The organism is Psychromonas sp. psych-6C06 (assembly GCF_002835465.1).
Taxonomy (GTDB): Bacteria; Pseudomonadota; Gammaproteobacteria; order Enterobacterales; family Psychromonadaceae; genus Psychromonas.
In genome coordinates this window covers 92,312-106,273 of sequence record NZ_PIZM01000004.1, presented here as the reverse complement: position 1 = coordinate 106,273, position 13,962 = coordinate 92,312, and the positions used below count along the sequence as shown (strand labels likewise).

Genomic DNA, 13,962 nt, shown 5'->3' with positions numbered 1-13,962 from the left:
AGCATTATGCTAACAAGACTCAAACAGGTTAATTTTGCTAAATTGATAAGTGTGCTTTTTTTTATCGCACTCCTATACCTGTTACAGTTAAGTTATTTCAATTTAAAAAATTGGCTTACAGATGAAAAATCAGTGCCATTAAGTGCATTAATCTTAACAGGAGATAACACCCACATTACTTTTAATAATGTGCGTGATGTCTTGATTAATCAGGAAGATAGGCTCAATTTTTTTACTGTTGAAATCGCGCAGATACAAAAAGAACTTGAGGATATGCCCTGGGTTTATTCTGTTTCAATTCGTAAGCGCTGGCCCGATACGTTAAAAGTGCACATTGTTGAGCAATCGATTGTTGCAGTTTGGAACGACAGAGCATTGTTAAATCGTTTTGGAGAAATTGTACAGGCTGACCCTGTGACAGCTAAGCAAGACTATGTTTCGTTGCACGGTAACGATGAACAAGCAAATGATGTGTTAACCACTTATATGAAATTACATCAATTGTTAAAAGTAAATGATTTTGAGATTGCGTCATTAAGTAGCGATACAAGGCAGTCTACATCCTTAACCTTGAAAAATGGCATGCTACTGCGCTTAGGAAAAGAGCAGAAACTGGATAGAATACAGACCTTTTTAACGGTTTATCCGTTAATTGGTAAAAAATACGATGTAAATAAGATCGACTATATCGATTTGCGCTATGATACTGGCTTTGCGATCGGTTGGAAGGGCGAGAGTGAGTTAATTAAATGATGTTAAGGTATAACTAGAGTATGGAACATGATTACACGGTTGGTTTAGATATTGGTAGCCATAAAATTGTCGTTTTAATTGGTGAGCTCTTAGAAAATGAACAAATTAACATTGTTGGTATTGGTGAAGCTTATTCAAAGGGTGTTGATAAAGGAGCTGTCACCGATTTAGACTCTGTGGTTTATGCGATTAAAAAAGCGCTTAAAAGTGCTGAAGAGATGGCTGATTGCCAAGTATCATCAGTTAGCCTTTCAATTTCAGGGGCACATATTGAATCGTTAAATGAGTCAGGTACTTGGGCTATTGATGATCATGAAGTCAAAGCCTTTGATATTGAAAGCGTCATACATAATGCTCGCTCAATAAAGTTACGAGATGATCAACGCTTATTACATGTGATTCCGCAACAATATGCAATCGACTCACAAAGCGGAATCAACAATCCCCTTGGTCTTTCAGGTATTAAATTAAAAGCTGATGTGCATTTAATTACCTGTCATCATGATCTGGTTAAAAATTTAGAAAAAGCGGTAGAACGATGTGATTTGCATGTTGATCAGCTGATTTTTTCAGGCGTGGCATCAAGTGCCGCTACCTTGAGCGATGATGAGAAAAAACTCGGAGTTTGTGTCGTAGACATGGGCAGTGGTACCATGGACATATCTGTCTATATTGATGGTGCGTTGCGTCATAGTAGTGTACTTAATTACGCTGGTAACTCTGTGACTAATGATATTGCTATCGCTTTTAGTGCACCACCAACCTCTGCAGAAGAGGTAAAAATTAAATATGGTAGTTTATCGCGCGAGACGATTAGTCCAAATGATACTATTGAGTTACCAAGTGTTGGCGGAAGAGCCAGCAGAACATTGCAACGCCATACTTTGGTCGATGTCATTGAGCCTCGTTATAGTGAACTATTAGGGCTTGTTAAAAAAGAATTATATTCCTTGGGTTATGCAACTGACGCTGATGGCTTAAAACAACAACTAGCAGCTGGTATTGTTATAACGGGTGGTGGCGCACAAATTCGAGGATTGGTTGAAGTTGCAGAAAAAGTTTTTGATAATATGCCAGTAAGAATTGGCATACCGCAGAATTTGCAAGGATTGGCTGATGATATCGCTGAGCCTGCATATTCGACAGCTCTTGGCTTATTGCGGTATAAGCATGATGAATATAGCGAAGGCCAGGAAGAGCCAGATGAAAATCGCTTTAGCCACTTTTTAAATAAAGTAAAAAGTTGGATAAAAAAGGAATATTAGTGGGTAGGGTCTGGGATGTTGAAACTTAGTAGATATGTTGACAGCATACAGGCAATTGATACCGATGGAGGCATGATATGTCTGATGATTTAATAAAAGTGGAAAAAGATCAAATGTTTGAAATAGTTGATGAAGAGTATGAACAACAAGCTGTTATAAAAGTTGTTGGCGTCGGTGGTGGTGGCGGTAATGCTGTTAATCACATGATTGATCAAGGCTTAACAGGTGCTGAATTTATCGTAATGAATACGGATGCGCAGGCATTACGTAAGTCAAAAGCGACTATTCGTTTACAACTTGGTGCATCCATTACTAACGGCCTAGGCGCAGGTGCTAACCCTGAGGTCGGCTATAAATCAGCGCTTGAAGATAAAGAAACTATCCGTGAAATGTTAACCGGTGCCGATGTTGTCTTTATCGCTGCAGGTATGGGCGGGGGCACTGGTACAGGTGCTTCACCTGTTGTGGCAGAAGTTGCAAAAGAGCTTGGTGCTTTAACTATTGGCGTGGTTTCTAAACCTTCATTCTTTGAAGGTAAAAAACGTATCAATTATGCCAATCAAGGTATCTCAAGACTTTCTGAACATATTGATTCATTACTTATTATTCCAAATGATAAGTTACAGAAATCATTGCCAAAAGGCGTTACTTTCTTAGGCGCATTGGAAGCCGCAAATGGCGTTTTATATGATGCTGTTTCAGGTTTCTCTGCCATTATCAATAACGAAGAAAGTACTATTAATATCGATTTCGCCGATGTGCGTACTGTTATGACTGAAGCGGGTACAACTGCAGTAATGGGCATAGGTATCGCATCTGGCGAAGAACGTGCTGAAGAAGCGGTTGAACAAGCTATCTCTTGCCCACTACTTGAAGATGTAGATCTTTCAAATGCACGTGGAGTACTAGTCCACATTGTTGCCGGTATGGACTTTGCTTGGGATGAGTATGAAACTGTTGGTGATGCACTGCGTGAGTTTGCCTCTGAAGATTCGCAAATCATTATCGGTGTAACGGTTGATCCAACAATTGATACTGCTGAATTACACGTGACAGTTATCGTGACTGGACTTGGTGAGCGTAAATCAGACCTAACAGTTGTTAAAAATCCCACTATTGCGACTGAAACAGCAACTGCTCCGGAAGTAGAGAAGGTAGTCGAAAGTGTTGAGGTTGTTGAGCCAGAAGTGGTTGTTGAAGAGCCGGCCGCAGAGGCGAAGCCTGAAGGTAGCTATCTTGATATTCCAGCATTTTTACGTAAACAAGCAGATTAGTCATATTTTGTAATTTATTTGTAATGCGGGTGTAAAGTTTGTGATATAAGTCTCATACTGATATACTCGCTATTATTATAAATTTTTCAGGCTTAGGTGATACGATGATTAAACAAAGAACATTAAAGAAAAGTGTTAAATCAACCGGTATTGGTTTGCATTCAGGTAATAAAGTAACTATCGAGTTACATCCTGCACCTGCTAATACAGGTATTGTTTACCGCCGTATTGATCTAAACCCTGTTGTGACTTTCAAAGCACATGCACAAGCTGTACAAGAAACCTTGTTATGTACCTGTTTAGTTAATGATGATGGACAGAAAATATCTACGGTTGAGCATCTTTCAGCTGCCCTTGCAGGTCTGGGTGTCGATAATATTATTATTGATGTTGATGCACCTGAAATTCCAATTATGGATGGTAGTGCTAGCCCATTCATTTTCCTATTGCAGTCAGCGGGTATCGAAGAGCTAAATGTGGCGAAGAAATTTATTCGTGTTAAAAAAGCCGTGCGTGTTGAAGATGAAGCAGAAGGAAAGTATGCAGAATTAACCCCTTCAAACAAAGGTTTTAGTTTAGATTTTAAAATCGACTTTGATCATCCTGTTTTTGAAGGCCAAAATCAGCATATTGAAATGCAATTCTCTGGTGATTTATTCGTAAAAGAAATCAGTCGCGCAAGAACTTTTGGCTTCATGAAAGGAGTTGAGCAACTCCAAGCGAATAATTTGGCTCTTGGCGCTAGTCTTGATAACGCTATTGGTCTAGATGAGTTTCGTGTGTTAAATCCTGATGGTCTTCGTTATGAAGATGAGTTTGTGAAGCATAAAGTATTAGATGCAATCGGTGATCTGTATCTTTCGGGTTACACCATTTTAGGACATTTAAAAGCATTTAAAACGGGTCATGCTTTAAACAATAAATTGTTATGTGCATTGCTTGCAGATCAAGAGGCTTGGGAAATGGTGACTTTCGAAGAGCCTGTCAGTGAGTCTCCAGTGCAGTACATTGAACCTGTGTTGGCATTCTAAGCTAATATGAGTGACTATATGAAATCCTGCTTTATTGCGGGATTTTTTTTGTCTGTTTTCCGGGTTATTTTTTAGAGTGTTGTGCCAACGACTGTAATGCTTTTCTAAGTTCTGGGTCAGTGTCTTCCGCAAGCGCTAGAAAGCTATCAGCTACATCTGCAGACATTTTAGTTGCTCTCTTTTTTATACGTGGGGTGTTTTTCTTAGTCTTGTTGGTCGTGATAGAGAGACGAGGATTTACTTTAATATTTACTTTTAACAAACCTGGAGCCTCTTGACGAAATAGGCTGAGTAGGTCATTTCGCATAAATTGCAAGCGCACCATCCAATTTGCATTGGGGATTTCTATAAGCAATGTCCCATTTTGTAAATTACCTAGCCTACAGCCGGCGATATTATGTTGTTTCAAAAAACTTTGTAGTAAACTATCAAGCCTTGTGAAAAGAGGTTGATTATGTTGCAGCTGAGTCTTGGTAAGCAGTTGTGCAACAGGTTTTGGTTGACGACTTCTATTCATTTCTATTTTCAATAGTGAATTAATAATATGAGTATAACGGTAATCTATTCCAGAGAGGAACAAGATCATACTTTTTCCCTAACAAAAAACAGGTTTCTGTTGATCCCTCTTTTGTTTATCGCGTTATTCGCTGTCAGTACTTGGTTTATTCAGTCCTATTACAAAACGCAATTAGCCCAATTTAAAATAAACGCTCTAAGTGAACAAGATATTAGCAAAGACAAATATTTAAAGCTTATTAAAGCACAAAGCGATGAAAAATTGTTGGTACTCAGTTCGAAACTGGGGGAGTTAGAAGCTAACATCACACGCGTGAATGTGCTTGGTCAGCGTTTAATAGAAGCATCAGAACTTCCGAAAGAAGAGTTTGATTTTGAATCCCAGCCCCCCTCATCTTTACAAAAAGACATTGAGGGTGATGACATTTTTCAATCATCGTTTTTATTAGAAAGTATTGAAAATGTTGATCAATATCTGATAAAAAAAGAAAAACAACTTCAACGCCTTGAAATTGCTATCAACAATCGCCATTTGCTTGATGAGTTATATATTTCTGGCCGGCCAGTTAAGGGTAAAGGATCATGGCTTTCCTCGCTTTATGGCACAAGAAAAGACCCTTTTACAGGAAAATTGAGTCGTCATCGTGGTGTTGATATCGCAGGGCCTGCGGGTATGCCATTAATCGCTACTGCTGCAGGGGTGGTAGTTGAGTCTGGTCGAAGAGGTGGCTACGGATTAATGGTTGAGATACAACATGGTAACGGTTTAACGACACGTTATGCACATGCTATCGAGTTAACAGTAAAAGTAGGTGAGATTGTCAGTAAAGGCCAACAAGTTGCTGTGATGGGCAGTACAGGGCGCTCAACAGGCCCACATATACATTACGAAGTTTTGAAAAGTGGTCGTCAGGTTGATCCTGATTATTATATACACCGCGTAGCGGGTTAGAGACGAAACAAATTTAATTTTAAAAATGAGAAAAGTAAAATGATTACACAGCTAATAACAAAAATAATAGGCAGTCGTAACGACCGTTATCTAAAAAAACTTCGTAAAGTAGTCGATGAAATTAACAAACTAGAGCCACAAATGGATGCGCTTTCAGATGTTGAATTAAAGGCTAAAACCGCCGAGTTTAAACAACGTGTAGAAGCAGGTGAAAGCCTAGATGCTATTTTAGTTGAGGCATTTGCAGTCGTACGTAGTGCTTCAGTACGTGTTTTTGGTATGCGTCATTTCGATGTACAGCTTATTGGGGGCATGGTTTTAAATGATAATAAAATTGCTGAAATGCGTACCGGTGAAGGTAAAACACTGACGGCAACTCTTCCTGCTTACTTAAATGCACTAACCGGTAAAGGTGTGCATGTTATTACCGTGAATGATTATCTTGCAAAACGTGATGCTGAGTGGAACGCTCAACTGTTTGAATTTTTAGGGCTAACGGTAGGTATTAACCTTTCTGGCATGCAGGGTGAAGCGAAACGTGAAGCTTACGCCGCTGATATTACTTACGGTACTAATAATGAATTTGGCTTTGATTATCTGCGCGATAATATGGCTTTTGAAGCTGGCCAACGTGTAATGCGTCCACTGCATTATGCAATTATCGATGAAGTTGATTCTATTTTAATCGATGAAGCGCGTACGCCACTTATTATTTCTGGTCCGACCGATGGTGATGCCTCTTTATACACGGAATTAAATACTGTCATTCCAATGTTGACTAAACAGGATCAAGAAGATACCGAAGAATATACAGGCGATGGCGATTACACCATTGACGAAAAAAGTAAGCAGGTGCTTCTAACTGAGCGTGGCCAAGAAAAAGTAGAGAAAATACTACAAGAGCGTGGCTTATTAGCGGAAGATCAATCCTTATATTCAGCATCAAGTATTAGCCTGCTACATCATGCTAATGCCGCTTTACGTGCACATACTTTATTTGAAAAAGATGTTGAATATATCGTTAACGAGCAAGGTGAAGTTGTTATCGTTGATGAACATACGGGTCGTACGATGCCGGGTCGACGTTGGTCTGAAGGTCTTCATCAAGCTGTTGAAGCAAAAGAAGGTGTTGAAATTCAAAATGAAAACCAAACCTTAGCTTCTATCACCTTCCAAAATTTCTTCCGTCTTTACGATAAATTAGCGGGGATGACCGGTACAGCTGATACTGAAGCCTTTGAGTTTCAATCAATCTATAGTTTAGAAACAATCGTTATTCCAACCAATAAACCGATGACACGAATCGATGGTGGTGATCTTGTTTATTTAACGGAAGTTGAAAAGTATCAAGCAATTGTTAAAGATATTGAGCAACGTCTTGAGCGACGTCAGCCGGTGTTAATTGGTACCGTTTCAATCGAAAACTCTGAATTATTATCGCAATTAATGGATAAAGCGAATATTAAGCACAGCGTACTGAATGCTAAATTCCATGAAAAAGAAGCGGACATCATTGCGCAAGCTGGTGCATTAGGATCAGTTACTATCGCAACCAATATGGCGGGCCGTGGAACAGATATCGTGCTAGGCGGTAATTTACAAGCGCGTCTTGATAAATTAGGCAATGCAAGTGAAGGCGAAATAGAAGCTGAAAAACTAGCATGGCAAGCAGAGCATGACATGGTAAAAGAGGCCGGTGGTTTATATATCATCGGTACAGAGCGTCATGAATCTCGTCGTGTTGATAACCAGTTACGTGGTCGTGCTGGTCGTCAAGGTGATGCGGGTGAAAGTCGTTTCTATCTTTCTATGGAAGATTCTTTGATGCGTATCTTCGCATCAGAAAAAGTATCTAACATGATGAAAAAATTAGGCATGGAAGATGGTGAGGCGATTGAGCATCCTTGGGTTACCCGTGCTATTGAAAATGCGCAACGTAAAGTTGAAGGCCGTAACTTCGACATGCGTAAATCGCTACTTGATTTTGATGATGTTGCTAATGACCAACGTAAAGTGGTGTATCAACAACGTAATGGTGTAATGGACAGCGAAGAGATCACTGAAACTATTGATGGTATTTGGGATGATGTATTTAACGACTGTGTTGACCAATTTGTACCTCAGCAATCACTGACGGAGCAATGGGATCTCGAGGGGCTAGAGCGTAAACTTAAAACTGATTTCTTAATCGATTTACCGGTTCAACAGTGGTTAGTTGATGATGCAAATTTACAGGAAGAAACTATTCGCGAAAATATTTTAGTACATGCAAAAGAAGTGTATGCAGCTAAAAAAGAGCAGGTAGGGCAGGAGATTATTGCTGGCTTTGAAAAGTCAGTTATGTTGCAAACTATTGATACCTTGTGGAAAGAGCATTTAGCATCGATGGATCATCTTCGTCAAGGTATTCATCTACGTGGTTATGCACAAAAAGATCCTAAACAGGAATATAAGCGTGAATCATTTGAGATGTTTCTTTCTATGCTAGATAACTTGAAGCATGATGTGGTGACAATTCTTTCTAAAGTGCAGGTGCAAAGCCAAGAAGAAGTTGAAGCGATTGCTGAACAACGTCGTATTGCCGATGAAAAAGCAAAACTTGAAATGAAGCATGCTGGCGCTACAAACGGGCAACAAACGGAAAGTGATGAAGAAAATGCATCTGCGGATCCTTTTGTACGTGACGAACGTAAAGTAGGGCGTAATGAGCCATGTCCTTGTGGTTCAGGCAAAAAATACAAACAGTGTCATGGCAAGTTAGCTTCATAATGAAATGAGTAACAAAATAAAATGGCTCTTTAGAGCCATTTTTTTTGCTTAAAAAAGGTAAATTGATGAAAGTTATTGATATTAGTATCGCCATTGTAAAAGATGAACATGGTAAATATTTGATCTGTTTAAGGCCTGATGAAAGCCATCAGGGCGGAAAATGGGAGTTTCCGGGAGGCAAGGTTGAGCAAGGTGAATTAGCACATCAGGCAATGCAGCGAGAACTATTAGAAGAGGTTGGTGTAACTGCCGATCGTTTCGGTTTATTTGACAAACTGTTCTTCGATTATGGCGATAAACAATTAAATTTATATTTTTATTTAGTAGATAAATATACTGGTGAAGCCACTGGCAGAGAAGGGCAACCGGTAAAGTGGGTTAGTGCACAGGCGCTATTAGACTATGATTTTCCAGAAGCTAATAAGGGAGTGATTGCGAAGCTACTATAATATACATAAGGAGATGCTTATGGATAATATTATATACTTTGCTGATCATGCCGGTGTACCTGATCAGGCTAAAAAAATAGCTCCGATGATAAGAGAGCTATTTCAATCAATGGGCGGTAATGAGCTATTTGCAGAGGAGGTGATCTCAGAGTACTGTACTTACTTAGAGCAACTCTCTAATTTAAATAATAAGGGGCTGTACGAAGAGCAGCTTAATCATGCTTGCCACATTATTTTAGGGTTATTAATCAAAGAGAAGTTATGCACATAATGTCGTTAATGGTTATCAAAGATGATCATTTGCAATAGGTGTAATTTATCCCCATACCAGATTAAATAGCGTATAAATTTTATTATACCAATTCTATTAATATAGCGATCAAATATTACGTAGTAAAAAGGAGTTAGTTCAAGGCGAAAATTGATGTAAATGGTTGTTCCTTTTACGAAACTTTTAACGCTGAAATAGCTTCTTTTAACCAGTAAGATTGATCAGTTATTTAGTGGGTTTGGTATTAGTTAAATATTTTATTTTTAAAAAAACATTCTTCCCGTGGAAAATTTACAGCACATATTTTTATTTAATTGCTTTTATTTTTCGTCGGGATCTAATGCAACTCTAATCCGCAAGAAAGTTGCGAATCGTGGTACGCCATTTTTGGTTTTACCAATATATTGATAGGTGATGATATCTCCTATTTTTGGCGGATTTTCTCGCTCAGCATTGGTAAATCCAGATCCTATTTTAAAGCTCATTCCATCTTTCGTTTTGACCAATAACGAACCCATACGTCCACTGTGTTTCCCTTTTCCGGGAATATACGCCATTACAACAGCTTCTGCATCATCATAACGTTTTAGTTTCATTAGGTCTTGGCTTCGTTTTACTTGATAATAGGCATCGACATGGTGAAGCATTAACCCTTCACCACCATCATTTATAATTCTATCTAACGTCGCTTGTAATGCTTGTTGTGATGAGTATTTTTGTTGTGGGATCATTTTTAAATAGGGTGAAGGACTGTCATCAACTAGTTGTTGCATCACCTTAAGTCGTGCTGTAAAGCGTTTACTGGAGCTTGGTAAATCAAAAATCATGAATGCGATACTTTGCCAATCTTCATCATTTGCCTGCTCGGTACGTACAATGCCAGAGACACGTTCAAATTGTTCTCGGGCTATCCATAATTCTCCGTCTAACGCTTGAGTTGGAAAATCTTTAATAAACCATTTAGGGGCTGGAAATATATTTCCTCGTCGAGAAATCAGATGCTGTCCATCCCAATAGGCACGAACGCCATCAAGTTTCTCGCTCACCCAGTATTGGCTAATATCGATATCGCTATGATATTTGCTAGCAAGTTGAATCGGTGGTGGTGCCGCGAAGACGGCTGGGCTTAACAAGAGTAAAAGAACTATTAGAAAAGGCATAAAAAAACTCCCTAGTGATGTAATCAGTCTAGAGAGTTTTGCTAGGTTTGCTATAAGCTGTAACTAATTAACAAATCGCATTGAGAGATCAACAGCGTTAACATGCTTTGTTAAGGCGCCAACCGATATGTAATCGACCCCAGTACTCGCGTAACTTAAAATAGTACTCGTTGTTACATTGCCCGATACTTCTAAATCGGCAGTATGTTCATTATTACGGTTTATCTCAACCGCTTCAATCATCATTGGCACGGTAAAGTTATCTAACATCACACGTTGTGCACCTGCATCAAGTGCTTGCTTTAATTCTTCAATACTTTCTACTTCAACTTCTACCCAGCGCTCAGGGTGTTGCTTATTCGCCATCTCAATCGCTTGCTTTATACCACCACAAGCTAAAATATGGTTTTCTTTAATTAGATAAGCATCAAAAAGCCCTAAACGGTGATTATGTCCACCACCACATAACACTGCATATTTTGAAGCATTTCTTAGCCCCGGGAGCGTCTTACGGGTATCAAGTAATTTACAGTTTGTTTCGCTGATTAAATCCATGTATTGCTTAACACGAGTGGCAATGCCTGAAAGGGTCTGTACAAAGTTTAATGCGCTACGTTCGCCCGTTAGCAGTGTCCGCGCACAACCTTCTAGTGTGAATAGTGTGGTATCGGCCTTAACAAAATCACCATCTTTGACATGCCAAGTAATGCTGATGTTATTACCTAATTGACGAAAGACTTCTTGCGTCCAAGCTTGCCCACAAAAAACAGCATCTTCACGTGTGATAACCACCGCTTTTGCCTGTTTATCTTCAGGAATTAAATTTGCAGTAATATCACCTTCTTCTGGTGATAAACCGTTTAAATCTTCATGCAACGCAATACGAACGCTTTCTGAAATCTCTTTTTCAACCATGATTCTTCTTCCAAGCAACAATAAAAGCCTAATTTTAGCATGAAGTTAAGATTTAATGACACAACTCTTATAAAATGCACAAGCTATAAATAGGAGGAATCCAAAATGCGTTTAGTGATCGGATTAACAGGAGGAATCGGTAGTGGTAAATCAACTGTTTCTCACTTTTTTAAAGGTTTAAATATTTGTGTCGTTGATGCGGATATCGTCGCTCGTGAAGTGGTGCAAAAAGGGCAGCCTGCTATAAATAAAATTTGTGAATACTTCGGTGAAGATATTTTAATAAATGATGAGTTAGATCGCGCTAAGTTACGGCAGATTATTTTTACTGATCCAGTAAAAAAGAGATGGCTAAATAACCTATTACATCCCATTATCCGTGAGCAAATGCTAATTCATCTTGCAAACGCGACAAGTGATTATGTGATTTTAGAAGCGCCTTTACTGTTCGAAAATAATCTCCAACAATATTGCGATCATGTTGTGGTTGTTGATATTGAAGAGTCGCTTCAGATAAAACGTGCCTGTGCACGTGATAACAGTAGTAAGGAACAAATTAAAGCGATTATTGATAGTCAAATTACACGTAATTTACGTTTACAAAAAGCCGATTTTATTATTAATAACAGCTCAGTTTCATTAGCTGAATTAGAAATGTCGGTAATTACTTTAGATAAACAACTTAGGGCGTTACAATAGCGTGTGATTTGTACTAATGAGACTAAAATGAGCAATATTATTACCTTTGAATATCCATTAAATGAAAAGATGCGAAGCTATCTCCGTCTTGAGTTTCTATTTCAGCAAATTAATAAAAGTAAAAAATTTGAGCATGGCAGTGACTCAACGCTGTTCTTTAAAGGATTATTTGAGCTACTAGAATTGCTCGAGCGTTGTGATATTCGCCATGATCTTGCTAAGGACTTACGTGTTCTATCGGAGCGGATGAAGGAGTGGTTAGCCCATGATGAAGTTGACCATCAAGCTGTTTCTGAACTGTTGCTTGAAATTGAAGAGCTGAATAAAGCGGTTATCGCGATGCCTAAACAGCTGCGCTATTTTAAGGCAAACCGTTTTTTAACCTCACTTAAGCAACGTTTTTGCATTCCTAGTGGTTGTTGTAATTTCGATCTTCCTCAGTACCATCTTTGGTTAGCCCAAGGGGCAATAAAACAAGGTAGTGATGCTGATATATGGGTAAGTCATTTTGAAGCTTTACAAAAAGCACTGTTACTTTATTTAAGAATTACACGCTCCCAAGGTACGCAAACGGAACAAGTTGCTGTAAATGGCTTCTATCAGGGAGAAGTGGAAAATTGTTGTTTTGTGTCTATTGAGTTAGATATTTCATTGGGGGTATATCCCATGATCAGTGGCCATAAAGACAGATATTCTATTCGTTTTATGAGTAGTGATATTGAAAATCATCGCAGCGATGACATTGCATTTAAACAGATCTGTTGTTAGGAGAAATTAATGAAAGTAAATTGCCCCACTTGTAAAAAAGAGGTGGAATGGTCAAAGGAAAGTCTGCACCGACCATTCTGCAGTAAGCGTTGCCAGCTTATTGATTTAGGGGAATGGGCTTCAGAAGAGAAACGCATTAAAGGGGAAGCGGTTGACGCAGAAAACCTTCCTCAAAATAAAACCATCTATTTTGATTAACAATCGCTATTATAATTCAAGGAAATAACATGTTGCTACCAGCATTTTTAGAGAAACTAAACACACAAGCAGAATCAATTGAGTTTTCAGACACAATGTCTGTTATCGAAGAGAATTATCAGTTTACTGAAACAGCATTTACTAACGGTAATCAAAGCAATGAGGCAGGACAAAACTCTGGCTCTTGTAAAATTTTTGCCTTTGCTAAACTACAAAAGTTTTCACAGCAACAAACATTAGCGTGTTTTGGACAGTTTTACCGTGAGGATGTTTTACAGCATCCAGACGCAACGGATCATCAAAATATTCGCCAATTTATGATTAATGGCTGGGAAGGTATCGCATTTAGTGCACCAGCCTTATCGGCAAAATAAAAAGAGAATAATAAAAAATTCACTCACTTTCGCCGTAAGTGGTTTTTATAGCGAAAGTTCAGTGGTGTATTTGAGTTGTTGCATCGCAAAGCTCGAGGTAACATCAGTTAAACCATTGACGTTATTAACTAAGGTCTTATAAAACTTATCATAACTGCGCATATCTTTGACAAGCACCTTTAATAGATAATCATATTCCCCCGCCATACGATAGAACTCCATCACCTGCGAAAAGCCTTTTACTTGCAAAACAAAATCTTCAAACCAGAGTTCTGAATGTTGCAGCGTTTTAATTTGTACAAAAGCGATCAGCTCTAATCCCATTTTTTCAGCGTCGAGTAAAGCAACTCGCTTTTTAATCACTCCTTGGTTTTGTAAACGTTTTATGCGATTCCAACAGGGGGTGGTGGTGAGATTTAACTGTTCAGCTATCTGTTGTACTGGCAGTGAACAATCTTGCTGTAAAATATTCAGTATTTGCTTATCTATTTTATCCATTTAAATATCCTAAGAATATATTTTTGATATTCGTATATTATAAGATTAATTTTCTATTTTATCGCTTTTT

16 protein-coding genes are annotated in these 13,962 nt (G+C 38.6%); 12 read left to right on the top strand and 4 right to left on the bottom strand.

What is annotated here, in order from left to right; genetic code table 11:
- Nucleotides 1-6 precede the first annotated feature (6 nt).
- The 4 genes from CW745_RS07580 (at nt 7) to lpxC (ending at nt 4,323) form a co-directional block, all read left to right on the top strand.
- Nucleotides 7-753, top strand: a complete 747-nt coding sequence (locus tag CW745_RS07580; protein ID WP_101108046.1) for a cell division protein FtsQ/DivIB — start codon at nt 7-9, stop codon at nt 751-753.
- Between the two features lie 20 nt (nt 754-773).
- Nucleotides 774-2,018: a cell division protein FtsA gene (ftsA, locus tag CW745_RS07575; RefSeq protein ID WP_101108045.1), complete on the top strand. Its 1,245-nt coding sequence runs from the start codon at nt 774-776 to the stop codon at nt 2,016-2,018.
- Nucleotides 2,019-2,095: 77 nt separating this feature from the next.
- Nucleotides 2,096-3,292, top strand: a complete 1,197-nt coding sequence (ftsZ, locus tag CW745_RS07570; protein WP_101108044.1) for a cell division protein FtsZ — start codon at nt 2,096-2,098, stop codon at nt 3,290-3,292.
- A gap of 104 nt (nt 3,293-3,396) precedes the next feature.
- Nucleotides 3,397-4,323: a UDP-3-O-acyl-N-acetylglucosamine deacetylase gene (lpxC, locus tag CW745_RS07565; RefSeq protein ID WP_101108043.1), complete on the top strand. Its 927-nt coding sequence runs from the start codon at nt 3,397-3,399 to the stop codon at nt 4,321-4,323.
- Nucleotides 4,324-4,387: 64 nt separating this feature from the next.
- Here the strand turns inward: lpxC and CW745_RS07560 are convergent, their stop codons facing one another.
- Nucleotides 4,388-4,909 carry a DciA family protein gene (locus tag CW745_RS07560; protein WP_238596745.1) on the bottom strand — a complete coding sequence of 174 codons (522 nt, stop codon included), beginning with the start codon at nt 4,907-4,909 and terminating at the stop codon, nt 4,388-4,390.
- A 30-nt stretch (nt 4,910-4,939) separates the two neighbouring features.
- Between CW745_RS07560 and CW745_RS07555 the strand changes: the two genes are divergently transcribed.
- The 4 genes from CW745_RS07555 (at nt 4,940) to CW745_RS07540 (ending at nt 9,280) form a co-directional block, all read left to right on the top strand.
- Nucleotides 4,940-5,791: a M23 family metallopeptidase gene (locus CW745_RS07555; protein WP_238596744.1), complete on the top strand. Its 852-nt coding sequence runs from the start codon at nt 4,940-4,942 to the stop codon at nt 5,789-5,791.
- Between the two features lie 39 nt (nt 5,792-5,830).
- Nucleotides 5,831-8,560 (top strand): preprotein translocase subunit SecA, encoded by a 2,730-nt coding sequence (secA, locus tag CW745_RS07550; protein ID WP_101108041.1) that lies wholly within the window; start codon nt 5,831-5,833, stop codon nt 8,558-8,560.
- A gap of 65 nt (nt 8,561-8,625) precedes the next feature.
- A complete protein-coding gene (gene mutT / locus CW745_RS07545; protein WP_101108040.1) occupies nt 8,626-9,009 on the top strand; it encodes an 8-oxo-dGTP diphosphatase MutT in 384 nt (127 codons plus the stop codon).
- 19 nt (nt 9,010-9,028) lie between these two features.
- Nucleotides 9,029-9,280, top strand: coding sequence for a hypothetical protein (locus tag CW745_RS07540; protein ID WP_101108039.1), 252 nt, complete (start codon nt 9,029-9,031; stop codon nt 9,278-9,280).
- Nucleotides 9,281-9,600: 320 nt separating this feature from the next.
- Here the strand turns inward: CW745_RS07540 and CW745_RS07535 are convergent, their stop codons facing one another.
- Together CW745_RS07535 and nadC are read right to left on the bottom strand one after the other, a co-directional pair.
- A complete protein-coding gene (locus tag CW745_RS07535; RefSeq protein ID WP_101108038.1) occupies nt 9,601-10,440 on the bottom strand; it encodes a DNA ligase in 840 nt (279 codons plus the stop codon).
- 63 nt (nt 10,441-10,503) lie between these two features.
- Nucleotides 10,504-11,355 carry a carboxylating nicotinate-nucleotide diphosphorylase gene (gene nadC / locus CW745_RS07530; RefSeq protein ID WP_101108037.1) on the bottom strand — a complete coding sequence of 284 codons (852 nt, stop codon included), beginning with the start codon at nt 11,353-11,355 and terminating at the stop codon, nt 10,504-10,506.
- A 105-nt stretch (nt 11,356-11,460) separates the two neighbouring features.
- Between nadC and coaE the strand changes: the two genes are divergently transcribed.
- The 4 genes from coaE to CW745_RS07510 are packed head-to-tail and all read left to right on the top strand — an operon-like array spanning nt 11,461 to nt 13,394.
- A complete protein-coding gene (gene coaE, locus CW745_RS07525; RefSeq protein ID WP_101108036.1) occupies nt 11,461-12,054 on the top strand; it encodes a dephospho-CoA kinase in 594 nt (197 codons plus the stop codon).
- 27 nt (nt 12,055-12,081) lie between these two features.
- Nucleotides 12,082-12,822: a cell division protein ZapD gene (zapD, locus tag CW745_RS07520; RefSeq protein WP_238596743.1), complete on the top strand. Its 741-nt coding sequence runs from the start codon at nt 12,082-12,084 to the stop codon at nt 12,820-12,822.
- Between the two features lie 9 nt (nt 12,823-12,831).
- A complete protein-coding gene (gene yacG, locus CW745_RS07515) occupies nt 12,832-13,020 on the top strand; it encodes a DNA gyrase inhibitor YacG (RefSeq protein WP_101108035.1) in 189 nt (62 codons plus the stop codon).
- 29 nt (nt 13,021-13,049) lie between these two features.
- Complete coding sequence (locus CW745_RS07510) at nt 13,050-13,394, top strand: HopJ type III effector protein (RefSeq protein ID WP_101108034.1); 345 nt, start codon at nt 13,050-13,052, stop codon at nt 13,392-13,394.
- A 45-nt stretch (nt 13,395-13,439) separates the two neighbouring features.
- Here the strand turns inward: CW745_RS07510 and CW745_RS07505 are convergent, their stop codons facing one another.
- On the bottom strand, nt 13,440-13,892 hold the full coding sequence (locus CW745_RS07505) for an Lrp/AsnC family transcriptional regulator (RefSeq protein WP_193755559.1): 453 nt from the start codon (nt 13,890-13,892) through the stop codon (nt 13,440-13,442).
- Nucleotides 13,893-13,962 lie beyond the last annotated feature (70 nt).

What these genes read in the sequence shown, in the direction of transcription:
- CW745_RS07580 (WP_101108046.1), top strand. Translation starts at nt 7, where the DNA reads ATGCTAACAAGACTCAAACAGGTTAATTTTGCTAAATTGATAAGTGTG.
- ftsA (WP_101108045.1), top strand. Translation starts at nt 774, where the DNA reads ATGGAACATGATTACACGGTTGGTTTAGATATTGGTAGCCATAAAATT.
- ftsZ (WP_101108044.1), top strand. Translation starts at nt 2,096, where the DNA reads ATGTCTGATGATTTAATAAAAGTGGAAAAAGATCAAATGTTTGAAATA.
- lpxC (WP_101108043.1), top strand. Translation starts at nt 3,397, where the DNA reads ATGATTAAACAAAGAACATTAAAGAAAAGTGTTAAATCAACCGGTATT.
- CW745_RS07560 (WP_238596745.1), bottom strand. Translation starts at nt 4,909, where the DNA reads ATGATCTTGTTCCTCTCTGGAATAGATTACCGTTATACTCATATTATT.
- secA (WP_101108041.1), top strand. Translation starts at nt 5,831, where the DNA reads ATGATTACACAGCTAATAACAAAAATAATAGGCAGTCGTAACGACCGT.
- mutT (WP_101108040.1), top strand. Translation starts at nt 8,626, where the DNA reads ATGAAAGTTATTGATATTAGTATCGCCATTGTAAAAGATGAACATGGT.
- CW745_RS07540 (WP_101108039.1), top strand. Translation starts at nt 9,029, where the DNA reads ATGGATAATATTATATACTTTGCTGATCATGCCGGTGTACCTGATCAG.
- CW745_RS07535 (WP_101108038.1), bottom strand. Translation starts at nt 10,440, where the DNA reads ATGCCTTTTCTAATAGTTCTTTTACTCTTGTTAAGCCCAGCCGTCTTC.
- nadC (WP_101108037.1), bottom strand. Translation starts at nt 11,355, where the DNA reads ATGGTTGAAAAAGAGATTTCAGAAAGCGTTCGTATTGCGTTGCATGAA.
- coaE (WP_101108036.1), top strand. Translation starts at nt 11,461, where the DNA reads ATGCGTTTAGTGATCGGATTAACAGGAGGAATCGGTAGTGGTAAATCA.
- zapD (WP_238596743.1), top strand. Translation starts at nt 12,082, where the DNA reads ATGAGCAATATTATTACCTTTGAATATCCATTAAATGAAAAGATGCGA.
- yacG (WP_101108035.1), top strand. Translation starts at nt 12,832, where the DNA reads ATGAAAGTAAATTGCCCCACTTGTAAAAAAGAGGTGGAATGGTCAAAG.
- CW745_RS07510 (WP_101108034.1), top strand. Translation starts at nt 13,050, where the DNA reads ATGTTGCTACCAGCATTTTTAGAGAAACTAAACACACAAGCAGAATCA.
- CW745_RS07505 (WP_193755559.1), bottom strand. Translation starts at nt 13,892, where the DNA reads ATGGATAAAATAGATAAGCAAATACTGAATATTTTACAGCAAGATTGT.